The sequence below is a fragment of the Erythrobacter sp. W36 genome (genome assembly GCF_057364935.1).
The window spans coordinates 833,892-857,021 of record NZ_CP200281.1; the positions used below are offsets into that span (position 1 = coordinate 833,892).

General features: G+C 59.4%; 27 protein-coding genes, 2 tRNA genes and 1 other RNA gene. 18 read left to right on the top strand and 12 right to left on the bottom strand.

Annotated features, from left to right (window positions below):
• Positions 1-37 precede the first annotated feature (37 nt).
• Entirely contained in the window at positions 38-577 is a 540-nt protein-coding gene (locus tag AC0V6U_RS04080) for a hypothetical protein (RefSeq protein ID WP_472644932.1), read from the bottom strand.
• Positions 578-1,015: 438 nt separating this feature from the next.
• Positions 1,016-1,092: transfer RNA gene (locus AC0V6U_RS04085), tRNA-Pro, on the bottom strand.
• A 191-nt stretch (positions 1,093-1,283) separates the two neighbouring features.
• Between AC0V6U_RS04085 and thyA the strand changes: the two genes are divergently transcribed.
• From thyA to AC0V6U_RS04125, 8 genes are all read left to right on the top strand, one after another.
• A complete protein-coding gene (thyA, locus tag AC0V6U_RS04090) occupies positions 1,284-2,270 on the top strand; it encodes a thymidylate synthase (protein WP_472645698.1) in 987 nt (328 codons plus the stop codon).
• 105 nt (positions 2,271-2,375) lie between these two features.
• Positions 2,376-3,704 carry a thiamine pyrophosphate-dependent enzyme gene (locus tag AC0V6U_RS04095; protein ID WP_472644933.1) on the top strand — a complete coding sequence of 443 codons (1,329 nt, stop codon included), beginning with the start codon at positions 2,376-2,378 and terminating at the stop codon, positions 3,702-3,704.
• On the top strand, positions 3,701-4,768 hold the full coding sequence (locus AC0V6U_RS04100) for an alpha-ketoacid dehydrogenase subunit beta (protein WP_472644934.1): 1,068 nt from the start codon (positions 3,701-3,703) through the stop codon (positions 4,766-4,768). The genes AC0V6U_RS04095 and AC0V6U_RS04100 overlap by 4 nt, the downstream gene beginning before the upstream one ends.
• Before the next feature lie 6 nt (positions 4,769-4,774).
• The gene (locus AC0V6U_RS04105; RefSeq protein WP_472644935.1) at positions 4,775-5,998 is read left to right on the top strand and encodes a dihydrolipoamide acetyltransferase family protein; all 1,224 of its coding nucleotides are present in this window, start codon (positions 4,775-4,777) and stop codon (positions 5,996-5,998) included.
• Positions 5,961-6,074: a 2-oxo acid dehydrogenase subunit E2 gene (locus AC0V6U_RS04110; RefSeq protein ID WP_472644936.1), complete on the top strand. Its 114-nt coding sequence runs from the start codon at positions 5,961-5,963 to the stop codon at positions 6,072-6,074. The genes AC0V6U_RS04105 and AC0V6U_RS04110 overlap by 38 nt, the downstream gene beginning before the upstream one ends.
• Before the next feature lie 97 nt (positions 6,075-6,171).
• Positions 6,172-6,249, top strand: a tRNA-Asp gene (locus tag AC0V6U_RS04115).
• A gap of 111 nt (positions 6,250-6,360) precedes the next feature.
• Positions 6,361-6,693 (top strand): ArsR/SmtB family transcription factor, encoded by a 333-nt coding sequence (locus AC0V6U_RS04120; RefSeq protein ID WP_472644937.1) that lies wholly within the window; start codon positions 6,361-6,363, stop codon positions 6,691-6,693.
• On the top strand, positions 6,686-7,240 hold the full coding sequence (locus AC0V6U_RS04125; RefSeq protein ID WP_472644938.1) for an SRPBCC family protein: 555 nt from the start codon (positions 6,686-6,688) through the stop codon (positions 7,238-7,240). Before AC0V6U_RS04120 ends, AC0V6U_RS04125 begins: the two co-directional genes overlap by 8 nt.
• Here the strand turns inward: AC0V6U_RS04125 and AC0V6U_RS04130 are convergent.
• From AC0V6U_RS04130 to AC0V6U_RS04170, 9 genes are all read right to left on the bottom strand, one after another.
• Positions 7,237-7,662, bottom strand: a complete 426-nt coding sequence (locus tag AC0V6U_RS04130) for a hypothetical protein (RefSeq protein ID WP_486169376.1) — start codon at positions 7,660-7,662, stop codon at positions 7,237-7,239. The genes AC0V6U_RS04125 and AC0V6U_RS04130 overlap by 4 nt on opposite strands.
• Positions 7,640-7,912 carry a hypothetical protein gene (locus AC0V6U_RS04135; protein ID WP_486169377.1) on the bottom strand — a complete coding sequence of 91 codons (273 nt, stop codon included), beginning with the start codon at positions 7,910-7,912 and terminating at the stop codon, positions 7,640-7,642. The genes AC0V6U_RS04130 and AC0V6U_RS04135 overlap by 23 nt, the downstream gene beginning before the upstream one ends.
• Positions 7,887-8,486 carry a hypothetical protein gene (locus AC0V6U_RS04140; RefSeq protein ID WP_472644941.1) on the bottom strand — a complete coding sequence of 200 codons (600 nt, stop codon included), beginning with the start codon at positions 8,484-8,486 and terminating at the stop codon, positions 7,887-7,889. The genes AC0V6U_RS04135 and AC0V6U_RS04140 overlap by 26 nt, the downstream gene beginning before the upstream one ends.
• Positions 8,487-8,564: 78 nt before the next feature.
• Positions 8,565-9,431, bottom strand: coding sequence for a ThuA domain-containing protein (locus AC0V6U_RS04145; protein WP_472644942.1), 867 nt, complete (start codon positions 9,429-9,431; stop codon positions 8,565-8,567).
• 64 nt (positions 9,432-9,495) lie between these two features.
• Positions 9,496-9,732 carry a DUF2842 domain-containing protein gene (locus AC0V6U_RS04150; protein WP_472644943.1) on the bottom strand — a complete coding sequence of 79 codons (237 nt, stop codon included), beginning with the start codon at positions 9,730-9,732 and terminating at the stop codon, positions 9,496-9,498.
• 4 nt (positions 9,733-9,736) lie between these two features.
• On the bottom strand, positions 9,737-10,306 hold the full coding sequence (locus AC0V6U_RS04155) for a 5-formyltetrahydrofolate cyclo-ligase (RefSeq protein WP_486169378.1): 570 nt from the start codon (positions 10,304-10,306) through the stop codon (positions 9,737-9,739).
• A 128-nt stretch (positions 10,307-10,434) separates the two neighbouring features.
• Positions 10,435-10,623, bottom strand: a non-coding RNA gene (gene ssrS / locus AC0V6U_RS04160) — 6S RNA.
• A gap of 72 nt (positions 10,624-10,695) precedes the next feature.
• Positions 10,696-11,199 carry a cell division protein ZapA gene (locus AC0V6U_RS04165; protein ID WP_472644945.1) on the bottom strand — a complete coding sequence of 168 codons (504 nt, stop codon included), beginning with the start codon at positions 11,197-11,199 and terminating at the stop codon, positions 10,696-10,698.
• Positions 11,196-11,432 (bottom strand): hypothetical protein, encoded by a 237-nt coding sequence (locus AC0V6U_RS04170; RefSeq protein ID WP_472644946.1) that lies wholly within the window; start codon positions 11,430-11,432, stop codon positions 11,196-11,198. The genes AC0V6U_RS04165 and AC0V6U_RS04170 overlap by 4 nt, the downstream gene beginning before the upstream one ends.
• Before the next feature lie 233 nt (positions 11,433-11,665).
• Between AC0V6U_RS04170 and tkt the strand changes: the two genes are divergently transcribed.
• From tkt to AC0V6U_RS04215, 9 genes are all read left to right on the top strand, one after another.
• Positions 11,666-13,657 carry a transketolase gene (gene tkt, locus AC0V6U_RS04175; RefSeq protein WP_472644947.1) on the top strand — a complete coding sequence of 664 codons (1,992 nt, stop codon included), beginning with the start codon at positions 11,666-11,668 and terminating at the stop codon, positions 13,655-13,657.
• Positions 13,658-13,672: 15 nt separating this feature from the next.
• Positions 13,673-14,680: a type I glyceraldehyde-3-phosphate dehydrogenase gene (gene gap / locus AC0V6U_RS04180; RefSeq protein WP_472644948.1), complete on the top strand. Its 1,008-nt coding sequence runs from the start codon at positions 13,673-13,675 to the stop codon at positions 14,678-14,680.
• A gap of 150 nt (positions 14,681-14,830) precedes the next feature.
• Complete coding sequence (locus tag AC0V6U_RS04185; protein WP_486169379.1) at positions 14,831-15,046, top strand: hypothetical protein; 216 nt, start codon at positions 14,831-14,833, stop codon at positions 15,044-15,046.
• A gap of 19 nt (positions 15,047-15,065) precedes the next feature.
• Positions 15,066-16,268, top strand: a complete 1,203-nt coding sequence (locus AC0V6U_RS04190) for a phosphoglycerate kinase (protein ID WP_472644950.1) — start codon at positions 15,066-15,068, stop codon at positions 16,266-16,268.
• Positions 16,269-16,271: 3 nt separating this feature from the next.
• Entirely contained in the window at positions 16,272-16,700 is a 429-nt protein-coding gene (locus tag AC0V6U_RS04195; RefSeq protein WP_472644951.1) for a DUF4440 domain-containing protein, read from the top strand.
• A complete protein-coding gene (locus AC0V6U_RS04200; RefSeq protein ID WP_472644952.1) occupies positions 16,700-17,770 on the top strand; it encodes a serine hydrolase domain-containing protein in 1,071 nt (356 codons plus the stop codon). Before AC0V6U_RS04195 ends, AC0V6U_RS04200 begins: the two co-directional genes overlap by 1 nt.
• Positions 17,767-18,222: a PaaI family thioesterase gene (locus tag AC0V6U_RS04205; protein ID WP_472644953.1), complete on the top strand. Its 456-nt coding sequence runs from the start codon at positions 17,767-17,769 to the stop codon at positions 18,220-18,222. Before AC0V6U_RS04200 ends, AC0V6U_RS04205 begins: the two co-directional genes overlap by 4 nt.
• 658 nt (positions 18,223-18,880) lie before the next feature.
• Entirely contained in the window at positions 18,881-20,026 is a 1,146-nt protein-coding gene (locus AC0V6U_RS04210; RefSeq protein ID WP_472644954.1) for a slipin family protein, read from the top strand.
• 187 nt (positions 20,027-20,213) lie between these two features.
• Complete coding sequence (locus tag AC0V6U_RS04215) at positions 20,214-21,101, top strand: fructose bisphosphate aldolase (RefSeq protein ID WP_472644955.1); 888 nt, start codon at positions 20,214-20,216, stop codon at positions 21,099-21,101.
• A 16-nt stretch (positions 21,102-21,117) separates the two neighbouring features.
• Here AC0V6U_RS04215 and AC0V6U_RS04220 read toward each other — a convergent pair whose 3' ends face one another.
• Complete coding sequence (locus AC0V6U_RS04220; protein WP_486169380.1) at positions 21,118-22,275, bottom strand: leucine-rich repeat domain-containing protein; 1,158 nt, start codon at positions 22,273-22,275, stop codon at positions 21,118-21,120.
• Between AC0V6U_RS04220 and thiE the strand changes: the two genes are divergently transcribed.
• Positions 22,274-22,909: a thiamine phosphate synthase gene (gene thiE / locus AC0V6U_RS04225; RefSeq protein WP_472644957.1), complete on the top strand. Its 636-nt coding sequence runs from the start codon at positions 22,274-22,276 to the stop codon at positions 22,907-22,909. The two genes, AC0V6U_RS04220 and thiE, sit on opposite strands and share 2 nt — an antisense overlap.
• Positions 22,910-23,130: the final 221 nt, after the last annotated feature.

The following is a 23,130-nucleotide window of genomic DNA, read 5'->3' on the forward strand; positions in this document are numbered from 1 at the left end:
TTCCTCTCCCCCAATCTCATTTCAAGCGAAGTGCCGCTTAGATTGCGCCGAGTGTAACGGTCGCAACAGCAGCGTAGATGCCTGCCAGTGGACGTGGCGATTCTTGATCGTTCACGTTGATCACTGTGCGCAGTACCGCGCGGTTGTGGAATGCACCAACTTGAGCAACGGTGCTTGATGAACCGTCTACAGTGCGGTGATCAACGGTTGCGAAGTCGGTGTTATCATCTGCACGCAGACGAAGACGATACTCAAGTTTATCGGTGAAGTCATCGGCGTCTGGACCGTCGTTGGTTTGCAGGAAGTTCTGCATCGCGTCACCTTCGAGAGTGATCGAAGCTGGATAGTTGCAGCTCGCCCAAATGCGCTGACGCTCCACATAACGGTTTTCAGTCAGTGTGAGAGCGTCTGAGCCTGAATCTTCTTCAATGTCGAGAAGACCGAAAAAGACGGTTTCAGGATCGTCGACACTGCACTCGAATTGAACGAATGCAAGAATGTCGAAATCATCAGAAGCGGTGAATGATTGAGCGGCGGCAGGTGATGCAGCAAAAGCAGCGCCGAGTGCGCCAGCCATAAGTAGTTTCTTCATTAATCTTCCCCTCTAGAAAGTAACTAAGATTCCAAGCCATCGACGCCCTGATTATCTTATACTCGACGCGAATCGAGTGCGAACTTGGTAAAGATGGTATTAACGCGTAATCGCGCATATGCAACGGCTCATCCTGGCTACTTGGCGCGGATATATGATTTTAAAGGATAATTTGGTTTGGTGATGCGGGGTTAACCGAGTTCTGTTTCAATTCGAAACAACGCAACACAGGCAACTTACCGTTATTTCCGCTCTTGCTGACGTTTTGTGCTTTTGGTTAACGGACCTTCGCCGAATTCAGCCGTCAAGCGCGATCACTACTTGGGTGTTTGCCGCAGTTTTGCAGGCGAATGAGATGAGGCCCATTCGCGTTCAAACAGCCTCCTGTAAAGAAGCCTCGCAATTCATCAGTGATGTGAAAAATGGTCGGGGAGAGAGGATTCGAACCTCCGACCCCCTGTACCCAAAACAGGTGCGCTACCTGGCTGCGCCACTCCCCGACCGGTCATCATCCCTGGCGGCTTAGGCTCCAGCAAAGGAGCGCGCGCAAGGCGATGTGAGGCGCGCCTATTAGGAGCGGTTTATCCTGATGGCAAGCGGGTTCCGCCTGACTTGCAAAAAGCGGTGGAGGAGAAGCCGTGCCAGCGGGTGACAAATGGAGCCGCAGCGCGCTAAGATCGCCCTCATGGCAATGCTCGATAACGCTGAAACACATCCGTCTGAACTGCTTGGTCCGGGGGCACCGGGCGCGCATCCGGAATGGCAATATCTCGACCTGATGCGGCGCATTTGGGAGACTGGCAGCGAACGCACCGACCGCACCGGGATTGGCACACGCTCTGTAATGGGCGCGCAATTGCGGTTCGATCTGGCGGATGGCGCCATGCCGCTGCTGACGACCAAAAGGGTCTATTGGAAGACCGCGACGCGCGAAATGCTGTGGTTCCTCACTGGAGAGACCAATATCCGCCCGCTGGTGCTGCAAGGCGTGAAGATCTGGAACGAGTGGCCGCACGCCAACTATGTGAAGGCGACGGGCGAGGACATTGCGCTTGATGATTTCGTCGCGCGGATTGCCGATGATGAAGAGTTTGCCAAGCGCTGGGGTGATCTTGGCCCGGTGTACGGGAAGCAATGGGTCGATTGGCCGACCTATCGTTATCGCAAGGATGGGCTCTATGAGAAAGGTGAGGGCATCAATCAGGTGGCGCAATTGATCGAAGGCCTGCGCACATCGCCCGGCAGCCGCCGCCATATTATCGAGGGGTGGAACGTGGCCGAGCTCGATCAGATGGCGCTGCCCCCGTGTCACAAAACCTATCAGTTCCACGTCGATGGCAGCGGGCCAGAGGCGCGGCTCAATTGCGTACTCTATCAGCGCAGCTGTGATGTCGCGCTGGGCCTGCCGTTTAATCTGTGGTCAGCGGCGCTTCTGCAACGGATGATTGCGCAGCAGGTTGATATGCAGCCCGGCGAGCTCGTGTGGATGGGCGGGGACGTACACCTCTATCTCAACCACGAGGAATTGATCACTGAGCAACTGAGTCGCGAGCCGCAACCGCAGCCGAGCTTCACGATCACACGCAAGCCTGAAACAATTTTCGATTACAAAATTGAGGATTTCAGGGTCGATGATTACGTGCCATTGCCTCCGATCAAGGCACCTGTTGCGGTGTAACGGCATTCGCTTGACCACTCTCGCGCGTTGAAATAAAAATTCGCCATAACGCAATTATTGCAAGCCCATCGTCCGAGTGGGTGATCCAATTGGGAGAGCGCTGATATGGCCGATGGGGCCTCAGGCAAGAGCGGCGACAGCCCGCACACCGGCGATAACCGTCCGGCCTTGGCACTGCACGTGCCCGAACCGCGGTCGCGCCCCGGCGATCCGGTCAATTTCGCAGATGTGGACGTAGGCGCGCCCGGCGATATGCCGCGCCCGGATGAAGGCTGCGCGCCCGGCGATATGAAGGACCTAGCCTATGGTCTGGTCCGCGTGCTGGGTGATGACAACAAGGCGCACGGGCCGTGGGATCCCAAGCTCTCGCCTGATACTCTGCGCACTATGCTGGGCCATATGGCGATGGTCCGCGCCTTTGATGAGCGGATGTTCCGCGGTCAGCGTCAGGGCAAAACCTCGTTCTATATGAAGTGCACCGGTGAGGAGGCGACCAGCGTCTCTGCCGGCATGGCGCTCGCCAGCGATGACATGGTTTTCCCAAGCTATCGCCAGCAAGGCATTCTGATCGCGCGCGGCTATCCCCTGATCGAGATGATCAATCAGATATACTCGAACAAGGGCGACAAGCTGAAGGGCCGCCAGCTGCCGATTATGTATTCCAGCCGTGAGCACAGCTTTTTCAGCATCTCCGGCAACCTCGCGACCCAGACCCCGCAAGCGGTCGGCTGGGCCATGGCGAGCGCGATCAAGGGCGACAGCCGGATCGCCGCAACATGGGTGGGCGAGGGCTCTACCGCCGAGGGCGATTTCCACAGCGCCTGCACCTTTGCGACCGTATATAATGCACCGGTTATCCTCAATGTTATCAACAACCAGTGGGCGATCAGCAGCTTCTCTGGTTTCGCCGGTTCAGAGCGGACGACTTTTGCCGCGCGCGCGCTGGGATATGGCCTCGCTGGCCTGCGTGTGGATGGCAATGATGCGCTGGCGTGTTTCGCCGCGCAGCAATGGGCCGCAAACCGCGCCCGCGCCAATCAGGGCCCGACCCTGATCGAATATTTCACCTACCGCGCGGAGGGGCATTCCACCTCGGATGACCCATCGGGCTATCGCAGCGCGCAGGAGCGCGAGGAATGGCCACTGGGTGATCCCGTCATGCGCCTGAAAAACCACATGATCGCGATTGGCGAGTGGGACGAGGAGCGCCAAGAGGCGATGGACCGCAAATGCGCAGAGGAAGTGAAGGCCGCGACCAAGGAAGCGGAAAAGAACGGCATTCTGGGCCACGGTCTGCATCATCCGTTTAAGACGATGTTCGAAGACGTGTTTGAAGAGCTGCCTTGGCACCTCAAAGAACAGGCTGCTCAGGCAACCCGTGAGCGTGAGATCAAATGGCCCGATGAGCATCCTAAAGATGGAGCCGGCAAATGAGCGCGAGTGACGTGAAAAACGCTGCCGCCGCCAGCGAGCAGGGCCAGGACGAACGCCGGATCAATATGATCGAGGCGATCAACGAAGCGCTCGACATCATGCTGGAGCGTGATCCGGATACTATCGTGATGGGCGAAGATGTGGGCTATTTCGGCGGTGTGTTCCGCGCGACGGCTGGCTTGCAAGAAAAGCACGGCAAGACCCGCGTGTTCGACACACCGATCTCTGAATGCGGCATCATTGGTGTCGCGGTGGGCATGGGCGCTTATGGCCTGCGTCCGATCCCAGAAATTCAGTTTGCGGACTATATCTATCCCGGCCTCGATCAGCTGATCTCTGAGGCGGCGCGGCTGCGTTACCGGTCAGCGACCGATTACATCGCGCCAATGACTGTGCGCTCTCCGTTTGGTGGCGGGATTTTTGGCGGGCAAACGCACAGCCAATCACCCGAGGCCCTGTTTACTCATGTGGCGGGTCTAAAGACGGTGATCCCAGCGACGCCTTACGACGCCAAGGGTCTGCTGATCGCCTCCATCGAAGACAATGACCCAGTGATCTTCTTTGAGCCGAAGCGGATTTACAATGGCCCGTTCACTGGCTTTTACGACAAGCCGGTTGAGCCGTGGAAGCGGCACAAGGATAGCGTGGTGCCAGAAGGGTACTATAAGATCCCGCTCGGCAAAGCGCGTCAGGTCACCGCGGGCGAACAGCTCACTGTGCTCGCTTACGGCACGATGGTGCATGTGGCCGAGGCGGTTTGCGCCGACAAAGGCGTAGAGGCCGATATCCTCGACCTGCGCACATTGATGCCGCTCGACATTGAAGCGATCGAGGCTTCCGTGAAACGCACCGGGCGCTGCCTGATCGTGCACGAGGCGACCCGCACCTCTGGCTTTGGCGCGGAGCTCTCTGCTCTGGTGACTGAGCGCTGCTTCTACCATCTGGAGGCGCCGGTTGAGCGCGTCACCGGATTTGACACACCCTATCCGCACAGCCTCGAATGGGCTTATTTCCCTGGCCCGGTTCGCATTGGCGAAGCGATCGACAAGATTTTGAAGGACTGACCTCAGATGGCAAAGTTCACATTCAACATGCCCGACGTGGGTGAAGGCGTGGCCGAGGCCGAGATCGTCGAATGGCAGGTCAAGGTCGGTGATCGCATCGAAGAAGATCAGCACATCGTCGATGTCATGACCGACAAGGCCACGATCGACATTGAAAGCCCGGTGACCGGTACAGTGACGGAAGTTGCTGGCGAGGCGGGCGATATCGTCGCGGTTGGCGCGATGTTGCTGGTTGTTGAGGTTGAGGGCGAAGCAGAGGAAGAGCCACAGCAAGAGACTTCACAATCTGTTCCGGAACCTGAAGTCGCGGCTGAAGAACCTTCTCCTCCTCCCGTTCGCCCTGAGCCTGTCGAAGGGCTGTCCTCTACTTCTGATGAGGGTGAAGGCGAAAAGAGCAGTGCTTCGACAAGCTCAGCACAGACGGATTCTCCCATCAAAGTCCTAGCCACCCCAGCGGTGCGCAAGCGAGCCCGCGATCTCGGCATTGATCTGGGCGAAGTGAAGCCTGCCGCGGATGGCCGCATTCGCCACGCCGATCTCGACGCCTTCCTGTCGTATAATGCAGGCGGCGGTTTTGCCCCGGCTGGCACCCCGCGCAGTGACGAACCGATCAAGGTCATCGGCCTGCGCAAGCGGATCGCGCAAAATATGGCCGCGTCCAAGCGCCACATCCCGCACTTCTCCTATGTCGAGGAAGTCGATGTGACGGAGTTGGAACGGATGCGCGCGGACCTGAACGCCAATCGCGGCAACAAACCAAAGCTGACCATGCTGCCGCTGCTGATCAGCGCATTCTGCAAGTTGATCCCGGACTATCCGATGATCAATGCGCGCTATGATGACGAGGCGAATGTCGTCACCCGTCACGGCGCGATCCACCTCGGCATGGCCGCGCAAACCGATAGCGGCCTGATGGTGCCGGTGATCAAAGACGCGCAGTCGAAAAACATCTGGCAGCTCGCCCGTGAAATCGGCCGTTTGGCTGAGGCTGCTCGGACAGGCTCGGCCACCTCAGCGGAGCTGTCGGGCTCAACCCTGACGGTCACTTCGCTTGGCCCATTGGGCGGGGTGGCGACCACGCCGGTTATCAATCGGCCAGAGGTTGCGATCATTGGCCCCAACCGCATTATCGAGCGGCCAATGTATGTCACCGGCCCGGATGGCACAGAGCGAGATCGAGAAGCGCAAGCTGATGAATATCTCGATTTCCTGCGATCACAGGGTGGTTGATGGCTATGATGCGGCGAGCTTTATTCAGGACGTGAAAAAGCTGGTTGAGACGCCAGTTTTGCTGCTGACGGAATAAAGTTTTCAAAATGGCAAAAAATGACCGTCAGAGCCGTTGACAGTCAGATCAGTGGGGCCTAATGGCCCTGCTCCCAAGCGGTGCAAACCCACATTATGCGGGTGTAGCTCAGTTGGTTAGAGCGCTAAGCCTGTCACGCCGGAGGTCGCGAGTTCAAGTCTCGTCACTCGCGCCACTTGGGAGCTTCTTTACAATCGATGGAAAGTGCGCGGACGCATCGCGTTGCCTGATCTAATTACTCAACCGATGGGTTGAGTTTTGGTCTGCTTTTGATATAGTCAACCATATGGTTGATAATAAACGGCAGCTTGATTTTGTGTTTCGCGCGTTGGGTGATCCAACCCGGCTGCGCATGATCGAACAGCTTGCGCGCGGTGATCAGACAGTAAGTGATCTGGCCGCGCCGCTGGATATGACGCTTGCTGGCGCCTCCAAACATGTTGGCGTGCTCGAGCAGGCTGGATTGCTGACACGTGAGAAGCGCGGACGAGAGCGCATCTGTGCGCTGAACCCAGATGCGCTGCTTGCCGCCCGCGATTGGGTTGAGCGCTACAGCGCGTTCTGGTCTCAGCGCCTCGACGCGCTCGATCAAGCATTGAAGGAGGATGGTGATGACTGACTTTGGCAAGCAGACGGGGCCTCAGCAAATCGAGTTCACTAGGCGGTTTGATGCCGGGATTGAGAAGGTCTGGCAGTTCCTGGTCGACCCTGAGAAACGCAAGCTGTGGTTTTGCGGCGGGTCAACCGATGATCATGCCGACGGGCAGATCGTTTTCGAATTTGATCATCGCCGTCTCGCCGATAGCGCTCCGCCAGAAAAATACGCATCCGAACAGGTTGTGACGCATTATGGCGAGATCCTTGAGTATGAAGCGCCACATCGCCTCGCCTTCACGTGGTTCGAAGCTGAGGATGCGGGCACGAGTACGGTCGAGATTACTCTAAAGCCCCTGGATGGCGGCGCGACCGAGCTGCATCTTGTTCACACAGGCGTTGCCGGGCGCGACATGCTGGTCGGCGTGCTTGCCGGATGGCACGGCCATTTTGACTTGCTTGGCGAGGTGCTAGTTGGTCCACGTCAATCCGATTTCTGGGTTATCGACCAGGCGCTCGAGGCGAAGTACGATCAGATGATTGAGACGCCCGGCGGACCTGGCGATGATTAGTCTGCGATAAAGGGTGAGCTGATATCACCGCCCAGCAGCAGATCGTAATTGAGCTCCATCATGCGCATTGTCACTGCGCTTTGAGTGGCGATGAAATTGCGAGCGTTGCGCTCGTAGAGCTTGTCTAGCACGGCGTTGTATAAGGCCAATTGCTGCTTGAACGGAGATCTGGCGATGCGGCGCTGTTCGCTGGCGGGAAACACGCTCATCGATGGGATCGTGTCGCGGATCATCATCATGCGAACAATCCCGCCTCCTTTCAGAAAGTCGCTCTCCGTCACTTCGTAACCCAATATCCCAAATTCAGGGGTGTTCTTGCCTGAGGAGATATAGGCCATCAGCACGCCTTTCTCGCCGCCCCTGATGGTCGGCACCATGAACAGGCGCGATTGCCGCCCATCAAACGCCGTCCACGACTGCAAGTTCTGCACATGCGGCTAAGCCAGTGGCGGTGATCTCGCCATATTTCAGCAGGTTGTTGAACGCGCCGTTGAATGTGCTGACGTTGAACTTTGGGCCAGTTGAACCGAGATAGCCGCGCGGGGCGAGCGGGTCAGATGGGTTTGGCGAGTATGTGACCGAATTCACTTTTGGCCATTTGTCGAAATCGCTTTGGTCGTTGGGCAGCGCATAATTGCCGCTTCTTCTAGCTGAGCGCTGCTTGTTGAGCATCCGAACGCGCTGCAGTGCGCGTCGGCCTGCTGCTTGATGCTGTCCGCGCCGAGCTGCGTGGCCGCGCGGTTTGCTGCCCTGGAACCCAGCCAGGCCGATCAGCGGCAGCAATGGAGGAACGGAAGTTTGAAACACTGCCCACGCGGCGCAGCAGCTTGTCGATATTCGCCGGGTCATCCAGCAGCACGACGAGACGGCGCGATGTTCCCCGGTTGGATAAGGTTGCGGCAAATGCCTTCCTACCCTGCGGTGTGCTCGCATAGCCTGTGATCTTCGGCATACGCTGGTTGGAGACATCCTCAGAGACGATTTCCTCGACCGCAAAGGGCATAGCGGCAAGGGCTTGCTCGATCACGGTCTCTGATGCGCTGTCGGGCATGCTGGCGAGGTTGGAGCCATTCTTCTGGTCGATCTCCCATAGCAGCAGGACCAGCACCTTGCTGTCGCTGCGCTCGCTGGAATAGAATGCGCCGTAATCCGTCGCTTCGCGGGTCCAGCCGGTTTGTGCGGCAGCTGGGGCGGCGAGCCCCAAAGAGATTGCTCCAAGAAGGGCCCAAGTGGTTGCACGTCGCATTATCGTTTCCTTCCAAATGTTTGGGGAAGGATGACTGGGCCGCGCGGTTCTATCAAGCCCCGCTGTGCTCAGGGTGGATCACTTGGCGCGGGTACAGCCTCGCTTCGTCGCATCCCGCGCTCTGACCCATGCCAAAGCGTTGCTGAGCATCCGCCGATAGATCGGATCATCATAGCTGGTGTGATTGTGGCCGATGGCGGAATAGAACGCGCGGCCCTCTCCAAGGCAGCGGGTCCAGGCGATCGGGTGGCCTTCTGGTCCGCCGCCCATGCGCAGGTCCTGAACTGGGCCGTAGAGCAAGTTTTCTGGACTATAGCTGGCCTCATCCAAGCCTAGCAGCGGCACAGCATCGCCAAGCTCCGCGCTGTCAAAGCTGTACCATTCGTCATTGTGCGTCCAGTCCGCCGGAATGCCCTGCATCACCGGGTGCTCCGCCGCCAGGTTCACGACGCGCGCATCCTGATATTGCGGGTCAGCCGGATGGCCGATGAATTGCGGCCCGATGACATTCGTATCGTACCAGCTCCAGTCCTCGTGGCTGTCGTCGCCCGCGCTGTGCAATGCGACCAAACTCCCGCCATCTTCGAGCCATTGCTGGAACGCTTGTTCTTGATCGGGCGATAGCGTGTCCCCGGTCATATTGTTGAACACGACCAGATCGAAGCGCGCCAACTGATCGGCGTTGAACACCGCGCCATTGGCGGTGGTGAACAGGCCCATTCCGTTCTCGCTGGTGAATTCGGCAAAGAACCGGTCTGCGCCAGCGATCCCTTCATTGTGACGCCAGCCGCGCGTCTTGGAAAACACCAGCACGGCAGGCTGAGGCATATGCTCGGTGATCTCAGGCGGGGTGCTGTCATAGGGCGCAGCGGCCTGATCAGTCTGAGCGGTGGAGGGCGCGCAAGCAGCGAGCCCGAGTGCGAGGGGAGCGATAAACCATTTCATGCGCCCACTTGTATCAGCGCATCCCCGCGCGGCAAGATGCGGCGCTGAAGCTAGTCCAGCAATCCTAGTCCTGAGGCGGGGCCGGCGGGCTCCAGCTGCCGGTTTCCATCCAGATCAGAAAGCGTTTGAGCGGCAGCAGCCAGACGACACCGAGGAAAATGTAGACGATTGTCTGGACCCATCCGGGCCAGGTGCTGATCGTGGTCGGCGCGAAATGGGCGATCACGAAGCCGTAGACGATTAGCGCGATAAACAGGCCGATAATGCCCGCTGGAATTCGCCAGGTTGGTTCTTCGCGCATTGTCTTACAATCCGTAGGCTCGAGTGGGGGTGATGATCGCATCGAGGGTCATGTCATGCGGCTCGACCGGCAGGGCCTCGCACAGCTGGACATCCCATGCCAGCCCAATGGCCAAGCGGCCCGGATGTTCCGAGAGCCAGCGATCATAATGCCCGCCGCCTTGGCCCAGACGCTCGCCATTCTCCGTGAAACCGATCAGCGGGACGAACACGACATCGGGAATGATTGGCTTTGCATCTGCGCGCGGTTGAGCGACGCCGAATGGTCCGCCCTCTAGCAAGTCATCGATATAGGGATCGACGTAGCTCGCGAAGGTCATCGCGCTGTCTCGCGTATCGAAGCGGGGCAGGACGATGGTGCGGCCCTGCTCGTGGAAGAACTTGGCATAGCTTGCCGCTGGGGCCTCATCCGCGCTGGCGGCGTAGAGGCCAATGCTGGCGGTTTCACTGATCCGCGAGAGCAGGGCGCCGGGCGGACGGCTGAACAACAGCGCCTTAATCGCCTCGGGCTGGGCGAGCACATGCTCGCGGCGCGCCTTGCGGAGCGCTTTGCGCAGTTCGGTTTTGCTCAGCAAAGTCACACTACCTCAATCCGTCCAATCGGCCCGCAGGGCCGCAAGCCCGACTGGGCGCCCGCAGCGATGCGATCATTGATCGCGATGAGCGAGGAAGTCGCGGCGCGGATGCGCTGCGAAAAACAAGTGACGGGACCACCATGGGCCGGACCAGGAGAAATCCTCTGACGCGAAAACGTCAGGTGGGCGCCGTATGCCCAAGTTCCCAGGTTCCATTCCGAAGAACGCAGTGGCCCATAAACTCAGGCAGGGACAGCTCCCGATGGATTGCTTATAGCCTCAGGGATATTCAGTCGGCTCGCGCCGGGCAGCCCCGCCGCCCTCTAATTAGGGTGCGCAGGGCCCATGCTCAAGCGAAATGTCTGTAATGCAGCGTGTTCGCGGAGCTCTTAGGCCGCGGAGCCTTCCAGCGCCTCGGCAAAGCTCTCCGCCTTGGCGGCCAGTTCTTCCAGCCGTCCAGCGATCACATCTTCGCCAAACATATCGCGCTGTTCCGCAGCTTCCTTTGCCTCTTTCAGCTGCTCGGACAGCGATTTTGCTTCCTCGCGGGCGGATTGAAGCTCTTTGCTAAGACTTTCCAGCTCATCGTTGAGGCTCGATTGCGCAGAGCGCAGTTCTTCCAGTTCCGCCGCATTCTCCGCATTTGCGGTATCATCAACGCTTGGCGCTGGCGCAGCCGGCGCGCCGTTCTTGCCGCTGGCCTCGTGCACTTCATCCGCCAGCATTAATGACGCGAACAGAAAGTTCTGTGCGTCCTGCGGGGTCCGGGCGCCGCCCATGGCGTTGAACTTGGCATCGATCATGCCGCCCAGCATTTCAATGTGGGCTTCTTCGCCATCGGCGCAGGCGACCTGATAGGAGCGGCCACCGATTTGCAATGTAACGGTACTCATTCTTCCAGCTCCGCAATCACGCCGTCCAATTCGCGCAGGGTATCGGCCACTTCCTCACGCAGTTTCTCGTGGCTGTTGACCAGCGCCATCACGCGGGCAGAGTTCGCAGCCTCTTCCTCGCTGTGCGTATCGTCTGGGGCGGGGGCTGGCGGATTGGCCGCGCGCGCCGCATCCATACGGCGAAGCGCATTTTCGATCCGTCCAATCGCCTCATCAATTCGTGCTTCACTCATGGGCTGAGCGTTTACCAAGAAAGATGAGGCGCTGCAAAGCCTTGGTGATTGCTGTTGATAAGTGTTGGTAGCGGAGCGTGCAGAAACCGGGCTGGGTGGATTGTGCGGGGGTAGCGCGGGGCCTGCGCTTGACCTCACTATGCGCCTCGGCAAAGGCTTCTCCAACGCCGAATCGCTGCACAATCGCGCCGCTTCGGATGCATATTCAGCTGGCACCAGGAGCCCACCCGAGCATGACGACTGAACCCGCCCGCTTGCAGCAGATGGCGAACGCCATTCGCGCCCTTTCCATGGATGCGGTTCAGGCCGCCAATTCAGGCCACCCGGGAATGCCAATGGGCATGGCGGACGTTGCCAGCGTCCTTTATTCGGGCCACGTCAAATTTGACCCCGCGCGCCCGGATTGGGCCGACCGCGACCGGTTTGTTTTGAGCGCGGGCCACGGCTCCATGATGATCTACTCGCTGCTGCACCTCACCGGATATGCTGCGCCGACGATGGATGATATCCGCAATTTCCGTCAGCTGGGCAGCCCGTGCGCGGGCCACCCGGAAAACTTCCTGCTCGAAGGCGTTGAATGCACGACCGGCCCGCTGGGGCAAGGCCTCGCGATGGCTGTCGGCATGGCGATGGCAGAGCGGCATTTGAACGCGACATTTGGCGATGATCTGGTCGATCACCGCACCTGGGTGATCGCGGGCGATGGCTGCCTGATGGAAGGGATCAACCACGAGGCGATCGGCCTTGCCGGGCACCTTCATCTGGGCCGCTTGATCGTGTTGTGGGACGATAACAACATCACCATTGATGGCTCTGCCGATCTGTCGACCAGCGAAGACGTTAAGGCCCGCTACGAAGCGACAGGCTGGCACGTTGTTAGCTGCGATGGCCATGACTTTGCCGATATTGAACGCGCAATCTCCGAAGCGGAGGCCGATGGCCGCCCATCGCTGGTCGCTTGCAAGACCGTGATCGGTAAGGGCGCCCCGACCAAGCAAGGCACCTCAGCCACGCATGGCGCGCCGCTGGGCCCGGATGAGATTGCCGGCACTCGCGAAGCGCTGGGCTGGCCGCATGAGCCGTTCACGGTGCCTGCTGAGATCCTGGCCGATTGGCGCGCCACCGCCGATATGGGCCGCGAGGCGCATGGCGCATGGCAAACGCGTCTCAATGCTTCTGCACACAAAGCAGAATTTGAGCGCCGCATGGCCGGTGACCTACCGAGCACGTTCGATCTCGATGGCTATATCCAAGGTCTGATCAAAGAGCCTGTCAGCGTCGCGACCCGCAAGGCGAGCGAAATGGCGCTGGCTGAGATCAATCCGGTTCTGCCCGACACTGTCGGCGGCAGCGCTGATCTAACCGGATCAAACAACACCAAGGCTGGCGGGATTGAGGCGTTTTCGGCGGACGACTATTCGGGCCGCTATGTCTATTACGGCATTCGCGAGTTCGGCATGGCCGCAGCGATGAACGGCATGGCGCTGCATGGCGGCGTGATCCCATACGGCGGCACCTTCCTGGTGTTCACCGACTATGCACGCGGTGCGATCCGCCTGTCCGCTCTGCAGCAAACCCGCGCGATCTATGTGATGACGCATGACAGCATCGGGCTGGGTGAAGATGGACCGACGCACCAGCCAATCGAACATGTCGCCTCGCTGCGCGCGATGCCCAATGTGCTGGTGATGCGCCCATGCGATGCGGTCGAGACCGCTGAGTGCTGGAAAACCGCGCTGGAGCAGCCAGATCGCCCAACCATTCTGGCGCTGACCCGCCAAGGTCTGCCTCAGCAGCGCCTGACCGATGTCGGTGAGAATATGTCGGCGCGCGGCGGATACCGGACGAAGGCCGCAGGCGCGGACCGCAAGGTTGTGATCTACGCCACCGGATCGGAAGTGCATGTGGCGGCTGAATGCGCCGCAGAATTGGAGGCGCAGGGCATTGGCACTGATGTCGTCTCCATGGTCTGCACCGAACTGTTTGATGAGCAGGACGAGGCCTATCGCGCCGACATTCTGGCGACGGGCAAAGACGTTCTGCGCGTTTCAATCGAGGCGGGCACAACCTTTGGCTGGCAGAAATACACGGGCATTGGCGCGGGCGCGCTCAACATCGGTATCGACACATTCGGGGGCTCTGCCCCGGCGAAGGATCTGTTTGCGCATTTCGGCCTCACCGCCGAAGCCATCCTTCCGCAAATTCGCAACAAATTAAACGGTTAAGCAGGAGTTCTCATCATGGCGACGAAGGTTGCAATCAACGGTTTTGGTCGCATCGGGCGGCTCGTGGCGCGCGCCATTTTGGAACGCAGCGGTCACGATCTGGAGCTGGTCTCGATCAACGATCTGGCGGACACGAAATCCAACGCTCTGCTGTTCCAATATGACAGTACGCATGGCCGCTTCCCCGGCACGGTAGAGGTCGGCGAGGGCGCAATCATCGTCAATGGCAAGAGCATTGCGGTCACCAGCGAGCGCGATCCCGGCAATCTGCCGCACGCTGCGCAAGGCGTGGACATTGTGCTGGAGTGCACCGGCTTCTTCCAAAGCCACGAGGCCGCCGAACCGCATCTGACAGCGGGCGCAAAGCGCGTGTTGATCTCAGCGCCTGCGAAGAACGTCTCCGCCACTGTCGTGTACGGGGTGAACCACGATGTGCTGACCGCGGATGATGTGATCGTCTCCAACGCCAGCTGCACCACCAATTGCCTCTCGCCAGTGGCGAAGGTGCTGAACGATCTGGTCGGGATTGAGCGCGGTTTTATGACCACGATCCACTCTTACACCAATGATCAGCGCATGCTGGACCAGATGCACGGTGATATGCGCCGGGCACGCGGCGGCGCGCAGAACATGATCCCAACCACCACTGGCGCGGCGCGCGCGGTGGGTCTGGTGCTGCCAGAACTGGCGGGTAAGCTCGACGGGTCGTCCGTCCGCGTGCCAACGCCGAACGTCTCACTGGTCGATCTGGTGTTTACACCGGGCCGCGACACCAGCGTAGAGGAACTGAACGCTGCGCTGAAAGCCGCCGCAGACGGCCCGATGAACGGCGTGCTCGATTACACTGATCAGCCGCTCGTCAGCAGTGATTTCAACCATCACCCAGCCAGCTCGACCGTGGACAGTCTGGAAACCAGCGTGATGGAGGGCAAGCTAGCCCGCGTCGTATCGTGGTATGACAACGAATGGGGCTTCTCCAACCGGATGATCGACACCGCCGGCGTAATGGCGAAATTCCTGTAACGGCACGCGATGAGGTGCGCGGTCTTCAGGTTTTGCCTCATGTTGTCAGCGGGAATCTCGCTCAGCGGTTGCACGACAACAGCATCGGGTGGTGCTCCTTGTTACGACGGGTGGTCTCAAGACCGATATGGCTCATCGGAAGTTGTTAGTTTGAGCCCGGCGCTGACAAGCGAACTTGAGACGGCGCTTGGGAGCGAAAGGAAACTCCTTTGCGTGCACAAACTGACGGAGCGCCGTTTTATCGCAATCAACTTTGAACGCGGTGGTGTCTTCTCTCGACTGGAAAGGTATGCAACTACCTTCATCGTCGAAAATGGTGACAGAGTGGTCGTCGAGGAAGAAGGCATTCTCGTAACCGCGACCTGATTGATCGGAGCATTCCTCAGTGAACAACTTCAAAACCCTCGATGATTTGCCCGGCGACCTGACTGGCAAGGTTGCGCTTGTCCGCGTTGACCTCAACCTGCCGATGCAGGGCGGATCGGCCAGCGATCTGACGCGGGTTGAGGCGATCAAGCCAACCGTGCTGGAGCTGAGCGAGAAGGGCGCGAAAGTCCTGATGCTGGCGCATTTCGGACGTCCGGGCGGCGCGCGCCATTCGGCGCTTTCGACCAGCATGGTGGTGGGCGATGTTGAAGGCGTGCTGGGCAAGGAACTGATGTTCATTCCAGAGGTCGCTGGCCCGGTGGTCGAACAATCGATCGGCATCCTGCGCCCTGGCGATATTGGCCTGCTCGACAATGTCCGTTTTTGGCCCGGTGAAGAGGCCAACGATCCGAATTTCGCGCAAAGCATTGCGGCCCACGGCGATTTCTACGTCAATGACGCGTTTAGCGCCGCGCACCGCGCCCATGCGACGACCGAAGGCATTGCGCATCATCTGCCCGCCTATGCAGGCCGCGCGATGGAGCGCGAACTGACCGCGCTCGACAGCGCGCTTGGCAATCCGGAAACCCCGGTTGCCGCCGTCGTTGGAGGGGCGAAAGTTTCCACCAAGCTCGACGTTTTGCAAAACCTCGTGGGCAAGGTTCAGCATCTCATCATCGGCGGCGGAATGGCTAACACCTTCCTCGCCGCGCGCGGAGTGGATGTCGGAAAAAGTCTTGCCGAACATGACCTTATCGAGACAGCCTCGAAAATTTTGGACGAGGCGGACCATTCCGGCTGCACGGTGCACCTGCCCTATGACGTCGTGGTGGCCAAAGAGTTTGCCGCCAATCCGGCGAGCCTTCGAACCTGCAATGTCCACGAGGTCGCAAGCGACGAAATGATCCTCGATATCGGCCCGCTCGCAACTGAGGCACTGGCTGACGTGCTCAAGACCTGCCGAACTCTCGTTTGGAACGGTCCGCTTGGCGCGTTTGAGACCGAACCGTTCGACACCGCGACCATGGCGCTGGCTCGCCATGCCGCCGCTCTGACGCAGGAAGGCTCGCTGATCTCTGTCGCGGGCGGGGGCGACACCGTCGCTGCCTTGGCGCAGGCGGGCGTGACGGGCGATGTGACCTATATCTCCACCGCTGGCGGTGCCTTCCTCGAATGGATGGAAGGCAAAGAGCTGCCCGGCGTCGCGGCACTGAGCGCTTAGACGATGGCCGATTTTGCCGCCACGATTGAGACGCTGGAGCACCGCTTTATGCGGGCCTGGATGCGGCGCGATAACCGCGATCTGCGCAAGCTTGTGCGGCGCGATTTTATGATGATCGTTGGCGCGGATCGATCGCAATTGCTTGACCGACCGAGCTTTCTGGAGGCGGCCGAGGGGCGCTTTGGCTGCTCCGCCTATCGGTTCCGCGAGGTGATCATCAACAAGCATGGCAAATGCGCGTGGTTCGCCGCCGGGGTCGATCTGGAAATGCGGATCGGCGCGCGCGATTGGTCTGGTCAATTCTGGCTGACGGATCTGTGGTGCAAAGGCGCGGTTGGCAACAATTGGAAACTCGCCGAGCGCAGCCTCTCGCGCACAGACCCCGAAGAATCGCTGCCCGCCGCGATCCAGAACCTCCAGCTGTGGAATTGATGCGCGCGTTTTTCGCATGGGCAGCATTGCTGTTGGCCGCGCCGCTCGCCGCAGAAGAGCCCGATTACGAGGCGTTCGGCGAATTTCTCGAGGAGTTCCGCAAGGAAAGTGGCACGCCAGCGATGAGCGCGCTGATCCTCAAGGACGGCGAGATCGTATGGGAGGCCTATCTCGGCACTTCTGATGACGAGCGCGATTTTCCGACCATTGCGCAGACGACCTACTCGATAGCCTCTGTGACGAAGCCGATCGCGGCGACTGCGGTTCTGGCTGAGAGTTTGGCAGGCGATGTGTTCCTGGGTGAACCCATGACCGCTGACGCCGATTGGGCAGAGTTCTGTGCCTATTTCGCGACCACGTCGATCCCATTCATGGGCGGCGGTGAGGATATGTTTGGCAACACCATTCCGCCGGTGGATTGCGCGAAGCCCACCACCTTGATCGAAATGCTGAACATGCGCGCGAACGGCGATGCGTTCGTTTACAACCCAATAGCATTTGCTCGCATCGACCGCGTAATCGAGGGGGCGGGCGGACGCGACCTGCGCTCAATCGTGCGTGACCGCGTTCTAACGCCAGCGGGCATGAAAGACGTCGCGCTCGGGTGGCGCGATCCGGACGCGGGAGACGCGCTGCGCCTGTTGGCGATGCCGTATCACACAGTGGATGGGCGCATTGTTAAACAATCCTTGTCCGATGATGATTTCCGTGCGTCGGCAGGAATGATGGCGAACCCGCGCGCTATTGCCGCGTTCGATCTCGCGCTTGATGCTGGCCAATTGATCCCGCCAGCAAATCTGAAGCGAATGAGCACCATGGAGCTGGGCCCGCTCGGCGATTATCAGACGGGCTGGTGGTTGGAGGACTATGCGGGCAAGCGCCTGCTTTGGCATTCCGGCAAGGATGATCAGAAATATTCCGCCATTTACCTTAAGGTTCCGCAGGATCGCCTGACCCTGATCGTGCTGGCCAACACCGAGGCGATTTGGAACGAAGGCTCCTCCGTCGTTCAGGCGAAAGCTGCACAAAGCCCGGTCGCCCGGCGCTTCCTAGAAAGTTTTGTTAAATGAGTGAGACTGAATACGGGTACGGCGGCGCGGTCCGCTGTGAACAGGGCGAGTTTGAGGGCTGGTACCATTGGAACCACGACGCGTTTGAGACGCAGTCGGGCCCGTTTTACATGCTGCGTCAGGATGATGGCAGCTATCTCAGCGCCTTCCGCGCGGAAGATCGTCATATGAACGGCGCGGGCTTTATGCATGGCGGATGCCTTCTGACCTTTGCCGATTTCGCGCTGTTCGGGATCGCCACCGATGAGCTGAACGGCGGGAACGCAGTGACGCTCAATCTGGCAGGTGATTTTTTGGGCGCGGTGCCCAATGGCTCGTTGGTCGAGGCGCGCGGCGAGGTAACGCGCGGCGGGGGCAAAACGATTTTTGTTCGCGGTATGGTAACCGCCGATGGCAATCCCGCGCTCAGCTTTACTGGGATTATCCGGCGCCTGGGCAAGAAGCCTGTATAGCGGGGCGCGGCCCAGAACTTTTCGCTTTACTTGGCAATCCATCACTCATAGTTGCGCTCGCCTTCGCTGCGCGGTGTTGAAAGCCGCAGGTCACGAATGGCTTTGCCATGTCGGGTTCCCGAGTGAAGACCGCCAATTGAGGCACTTGGTTTAGGTCCAAGCGACGACTCAAAATCGTCTCCATGGGTACGGCGAAAGCCAAGCGGGTTCGAGCCCCGTCTCTAGCCCTAACACGGCTCCTTAAAAGGGGAGGCCGGGTGGGCAAATCCAGCTGCGGAATGCGGCGAGCAGGCCTCTTCGGGGGACGGCGAGCCAAACTCCAAAGCACCGGTATCGGGCCCACGCGCCTTTGGGGATACCGGCAGACTTGGCACCCGATGATGCGGTGCCCACCGGCGACATGGCCATTGGCCTTTCGGACGCGGGCGTTGCAGAACTTGGGGCCTGATCTGCCTCAACCAAAGGCCCGGCACGGTAACGGGGAATTGCCACCCGGCTGACCCATTTTCCCCATAGCACTCCCAAATTCCGTTACGGCTTTATAGGGTTACGTGCGCGTAAGTCGCAAAGAAACCGGTTGCGTTTGAAACGAATCGCGCCTACCCGCGCCGACCGCTTCGGGGATGGGCCCCGCAAGTGAGAGTACAGGAGACGGACAATGATGACATTTGTTATTGCCGAAAAAGAACGCGGTCTCCTGGTTAAGGATGGCCGCCTTGTCGAGGTTCTCGGACCTGGACGTCACTTCTATTGGCTGTGGAACAGCATGCGCATGGAGGTGCAAATTTTGCCCGCGACCGGCGCCTGCAATTCGCCGCTGGTAGACGGTATCGAAAAGCGCCATCCCGAACTTGCGGAGGCGAATTTTGAGATCGTCAGCCCTGATCAAGGGCAAGTGGCGATTGTGCGCTTTGATGGCCGGGCTGGCCTGATCGTGCGCGGCGGTGACGTTGCGCGGGTCTGGAAGGTGCTCGATACGGTCACGGTTGATGTGATCGATGTTGAGGCTGAGCCGAAGCTGCCCAAGCGTTTGCTCAATGAAGTGAGCGCCGCCGCCGTTTACGGGGCGATGGTGCCTTCTCCGGTTGAGCAAATCGCGGTTAGTGAAGCGCAGAGCGCCATCGTTCTGTTCGATGGCGAACTGATCGAGACCATTGGTCCAGGCCGCCACGGTTACTGGCAGGTTGGCCGCAAGGTCACCAGCAAGTCTGCCGATACCCGGCCCGTGCCAATGGAGGTCACCGCGCAGGAGATTTTGACGAAGGATCGTGTGTCCATCCGGATCACGCTGACGTCATTCCTGCAGGTTACCGACGTTGAAAAGGCCGCTTTGTCGACCCCGGATTACGAAGGGCACGTCTATAAGCTGGTTCAGTTCGCAGTCCGCGAGGCTGTTGCTGGCCGGACCTTGGACGACCTTTTGAACGACCGGGCCAAAGTTGACCGCGAGATCGCCGCGCACGTCCGCAAGGAAGTGGGCGACATCGGGGTCGATGTGACCGAGCTTGGTATCAAGGACGTGATCCTTCCCGGTGAGATGCGCGAGCTGATCAACCGGGTGGTCGAGGCAGAGAAGGTGGCGCAAGCCAACCTGATCCGCCGGCGTGAAGAAACGGCCGCGACCCGCAGCCTGCTCAACACGGCGAAACTGATGGCCGATAACCCAACGCTGATGCGTCTGAAGGAGCTGGAAGCGCTCGAACGTGTGACCGAGAAGATCGGAAACATCGATGTTCGCACCGGTTCCGGCGAAGGTTTGGAGGTTCTCACCAATCGTTTGGTGAAGATCGCCGACCGCGACTGAGACGACGATCTTGGTTATAACGCTTAAGGGCGGGGCGCTTTGCGGCGTCTCGCCCTTTTGTTTCTGTCGAAGAGCAGCAATGGCTGGTTGCGGGCAGTCAATGGGCTGGCTAAAGCGCGCTCAAACGGCCCGCGCATAGGTATGCATCGGCATATCTCAGGGCATCCAAGGTGAATGGGGACTTCCGATGAATTTCGATGAAATGACAGCCAAGATCGCTGGCGGCCAAGGCTTTATCGCGGCGCTGGATCAATCGGGTGGCTCCACGCCAAAGGCTCTGCGCGGCTACGGCATTTCTGACGAAGCATGGTCCGGCGATGACGAGATGTTCGCTCGCATTCATGACATGCGCAGCCGGGTCATCACCTCGCCTAGTTTCGCCAATGGCAAGATCATCGGCGCCATTCTGTTTGAGCGCACCATGGACAGCGAAGTTGAGGGCGCCTCAACCGCTGACGCCTTGAAAGAACGCGGCATTGTGCCGTTTATCAAGGTCGACCAGGGCCTGGCCGACGAGGTGGACGGCGTGCAAATGATGAAGCCGCTGGATAAGCTTCCCGCGCTGCTCGAAAAATCTGTCGGCCACGGCATGTTCGGCACCAAGATGCGCTCTGTCATCAAGTCCGCGAACGCCGCTGGCATCGCGAAAGTGGTGGAGCAGCAATTCACGGTCGGCAACCAAATCGCCGACGCGGGCCTCGTGCCGATGCTTGAGCCGGAATATGACATCACCGCCGCTGACCGCGCGGAAGGCGAGCAAATCTTGCTGGCTGAAATCATGAAGGGTCTCGACAGCCTGCCCACGGGCCGCAAGGTCATGCTGAAGTTGTCCATCCCGGTTGAGGGCGGCCTCTATGCCCCAGCCATCGCGCACCCCAATGTGCTGCGCGTGGTTGCATTGTCAGGCGGGTTCTCCACCGACGAAGCGTGCGAAAAACTTGCTCACAACCCAGGCATGATCGCGAGCTTTAGCCGCGGCCTGCTGCAAGATTTGCGCGCGGCGCAAAGCGATGCGGAGTTCGACGACACGCTCGGCAAAGCCATCGACAAGATCTGCACCGCCAGCGTCGGATAACACCGCGGCGCAAGCCTCATTTGTAGAAGAAATCGCCGTTCCGATGCGAGTTTGTGTTCAGGCCGCGCGCTTTTATTGCGTCTTCAACGGCTTTGCGCTCTTTCATCGCTTTGGGGATGACCTGCAGATGCGTGAGGCTTTGTGGGAGGTCGAGCCGGTCGAGCTCCAATCCAGTCGAATGAGCCGAGAGGCTGATCAAGGACGGTAGCTCGCTGAGGCCCTCAATTTCCGAAAGCTCAGGCGCGCCGCCGAGGCTGATGTGTTTCAGCTCTGTATTGCCCGCGCCGCAAACGAGTTTGGACACGCGCTTTTGGTCGTTCAAGCGGAAGCGTTCGAGCGCGGGGAAGCGCTGAAGGTCGCCGATTTCCTCCAGGAAACGCACCCATTCGAATGAAAGGTCGCGCAGCGTGGGATGATGCGAGAGGCTTTCAAACGATTCAAGCGCTCCAATGGCGAGCTTAAGTGCTTCGAGGCCGCGCATTTCTTCGATGAAAGACATGTCCAAGCGCCGGGCCGGATACAGCACCAATTCGCTGAGCTGAGTGAGCGCGCTAATCGCTTCGACATTGCGATATTGCCCCATCAGGCGCAGCCGCTTGAGCTGCTTTGCCTTGGCAAGCGGCGTGAGATCGAGCTTGCGACTGGGTGTTTCTACGATCGTAAGGTCGGTGAGCCGTTCGACCCCCATGACGGCCAGACGCTGCGGATCGGGGCAGAAGGCAGCATCATAGGTGAGCTCTTTCAGCTTGCTTAGCTGAGCGACGTATTCGGCGTTCACAAATTCATGCGAAGAGATTTGCAATTTCTCCACGTCGGGAAACCGTGTGAGCAGCTCGCCATCGAGCGGCCTATTGTAGAAATAGAGGCCGATTCGGGGGCCGAGGGCGCTGCATGCCTCATTCAGGGCATCGATGAAATCACTCGCGCTCATTTCGCCCGATGGCACCCAGGCTCCCGCGGCGTTTAATGTGTGCAGCTCAACCGGGCCTTCGCCGCGAAACTCGGACATGTTGTAGAGCCCGTATTCGCGTGAGCGGGTATAATTTTCGATGATGAAGAGTGGATCGATCAGCATGACGGGGAAGAGGGGTAGCCTGCATTCTCTAAAGATGTCGTCAATGGGGCCGTGTTTCGCAGGTGACGAGCCGCGCGCTGCGCGATAAAGGCCGCTCATGACACAAGAACATGCAACTGATCTCTATCTTATCTCCCCGCTCGAAGTAGGCGGCGACTTTCCTCAGCGGCTCGAACGCGCGCTGGTGGCGGGCAAAGGCCTGGTCACGGCCTTTCAATTCCGTGTGAAAGGGCTGGAGAGCCACGAGGCAGCGACGCTCGCAGAGCCCTTGCAGGCGATTTGCGCCGAGCATGACGTCGCCTTTATTATCAATGACAGCGTGTCGCTGGCAAAGCGCCTTAAGGCGGACGGCGTGCATCTGGGACAGGGCGACGGCGACCCCAAGGAAGCGCGCGAAGTGCTGGGGCGCGAGGCTCAGATCGGCGTCACCTGCCACGCCTCACGCCATCTGGCGATGGAAGCGGGCGAGGCAGGCGCAGACTATGTCGCCTTCGGCGCGTTCTTCCCCTCAACCACCAAGGATAAGGGCGATGCCGAACGTCCCGAGCCAGAGCTGATCGAATTCTGGGCCGGCCTGTTCGAGATCCCCTGCGTCGCCATCGGCGGCATCACACCAGACAATTGCGCGCCCTTGGTAGAGGCGGGCGCAGACTTCCTCGCCGTCTCAGGCGCGATTTGGAACGGCGATGAAGTGGCCGCGATCGAGGCCTTTGCGAAGGTGCTGCGCGCCTGAACCAACCTTTTGTGCCTGAACCGGACTTTCAGCTTACGACCCACTTGCGGACGTTCGAACTAACCCAATCTAGCGTTGGCTGGGGTGACAAAAGAAGCCGTCAGAACCTGAGACACCGAAAGAGGTGCTGTTCATCGATAAGAATGAGAAGTTGAGCGAACAATCAGGGCGCCGTTCTTTACTCAAGGCCGTATGCTGAGAGAACATCGATCATCGACAGA

Bases quoted from the DNA above. Each gene is read 5' to 3' on its own strand.
- AC0V6U_RS04215 (WP_472644955.1), top strand. From the start codon at position 20,214: ATGAATTTCGATGAAATGACAGCCAAGATCGCTGGCGGCCAAGGCTTT.
- AC0V6U_RS04110 (WP_472644936.1), top strand. From the start codon at position 5,961: ATGAATATCTCGATTTCCTGCGATCACAGGGTGGTTGATGGCTATGAT.
- thiE (WP_472644957.1), top strand. From the start codon at position 22,274: ATGACACAAGAACATGCAACTGATCTCTATCTTATCTCCCCGCTCGAA.
- AC0V6U_RS04150 (WP_472644943.1), bottom strand. From the start codon at position 9,732: ATGCGCGAAGAACCAACCTGGCGAATTCCAGCGGGCATTATCGGCCTG.
- tkt (WP_472644947.1), top strand. From the start codon at position 11,666: ATGACGACTGAACCCGCCCGCTTGCAGCAGATGGCGAACGCCATTCGC.
- AC0V6U_RS04120 (WP_472644937.1), top strand. From the start codon at position 6,361: ATGGTTGATAATAAACGGCAGCTTGATTTTGTGTTTCGCGCGTTGGGT.
- AC0V6U_RS04200 (WP_472644952.1), top strand. From the start codon at position 16,700: ATGCGCGCGTTTTTCGCATGGGCAGCATTGCTGTTGGCCGCGCCGCTC.
- gap (WP_472644948.1), top strand. From the start codon at position 13,673: ATGGCGACGAAGGTTGCAATCAACGGTTTTGGTCGCATCGGGCGGCTC.
- AC0V6U_RS04210 (WP_472644954.1), top strand. From the start codon at position 18,881: ATGATGACATTTGTTATTGCCGAAAAAGAACGCGGTCTCCTGGTTAAG.
- AC0V6U_RS04080 (WP_472644932.1), bottom strand. From the start codon at position 577: ATGGCTGGCGCACTCGGCGCTGCTTTTGCTGCATCACCTGCCGCCGCT.
- AC0V6U_RS04125 (WP_472644938.1), top strand. From the start codon at position 6,686: ATGACTGACTTTGGCAAGCAGACGGGGCCTCAGCAAATCGAGTTCACT.
- AC0V6U_RS04105 (WP_472644935.1), top strand. From the start codon at position 4,775: ATGGCAAAGTTCACATTCAACATGCCCGACGTGGGTGAAGGCGTGGCC.
- AC0V6U_RS04205 (WP_472644953.1), top strand. From the start codon at position 17,767: ATGAGTGAGACTGAATACGGGTACGGCGGCGCGGTCCGCTGTGAACAG.
- AC0V6U_RS04195 (WP_472644951.1), top strand. From the start codon at position 16,272: ATGGCCGATTTTGCCGCCACGATTGAGACGCTGGAGCACCGCTTTATG.
- thyA (WP_472645698.1), top strand. From the start codon at position 1,284: ATGCTCGATAACGCTGAAACACATCCGTCTGAACTGCTTGGTCCGGGG.
- AC0V6U_RS04220 (WP_486169380.1), bottom strand. From the start codon at position 22,275: ATGAGCGGCCTTTATCGCGCAGCGCGCGGCTCGTCACCTGCGAAACAC.
- AC0V6U_RS04095 (WP_472644933.1), top strand. From the start codon at position 2,376: ATGGCCGATGGGGCCTCAGGCAAGAGCGGCGACAGCCCGCACACCGGC.
- AC0V6U_RS04170 (WP_472644946.1), bottom strand. From the start codon at position 11,432: ATGAGTGAAGCACGAATTGATGAGGCGATTGGACGGATCGAAAATGCG.
- AC0V6U_RS04140 (WP_472644941.1), bottom strand. From the start codon at position 8,486: ATGCGACGTGCAACCACTTGGGCCCTTCTTGGAGCAATCTCTTTGGGG.
- AC0V6U_RS04145 (WP_472644942.1), bottom strand. From the start codon at position 9,431: ATGAAATGGTTTATCGCTCCCCTCGCACTCGGGCTCGCTGCTTGCGCG.
- AC0V6U_RS04100 (WP_472644934.1), top strand. From the start codon at position 3,701: ATGAGCGCGAGTGACGTGAAAAACGCTGCCGCCGCCAGCGAGCAGGGC.
- AC0V6U_RS04165 (WP_472644945.1), bottom strand. From the start codon at position 11,199: ATGAGTACCGTTACATTGCAAATCGGTGGCCGCTCCTATCAGGTCGCC.
- AC0V6U_RS04135 (WP_486169377.1), bottom strand. From the start codon at position 7,912: ATGCTCAACAAGCAGCGCTCAGCTAGAAGAAGCGGCAATTATGCGCTG.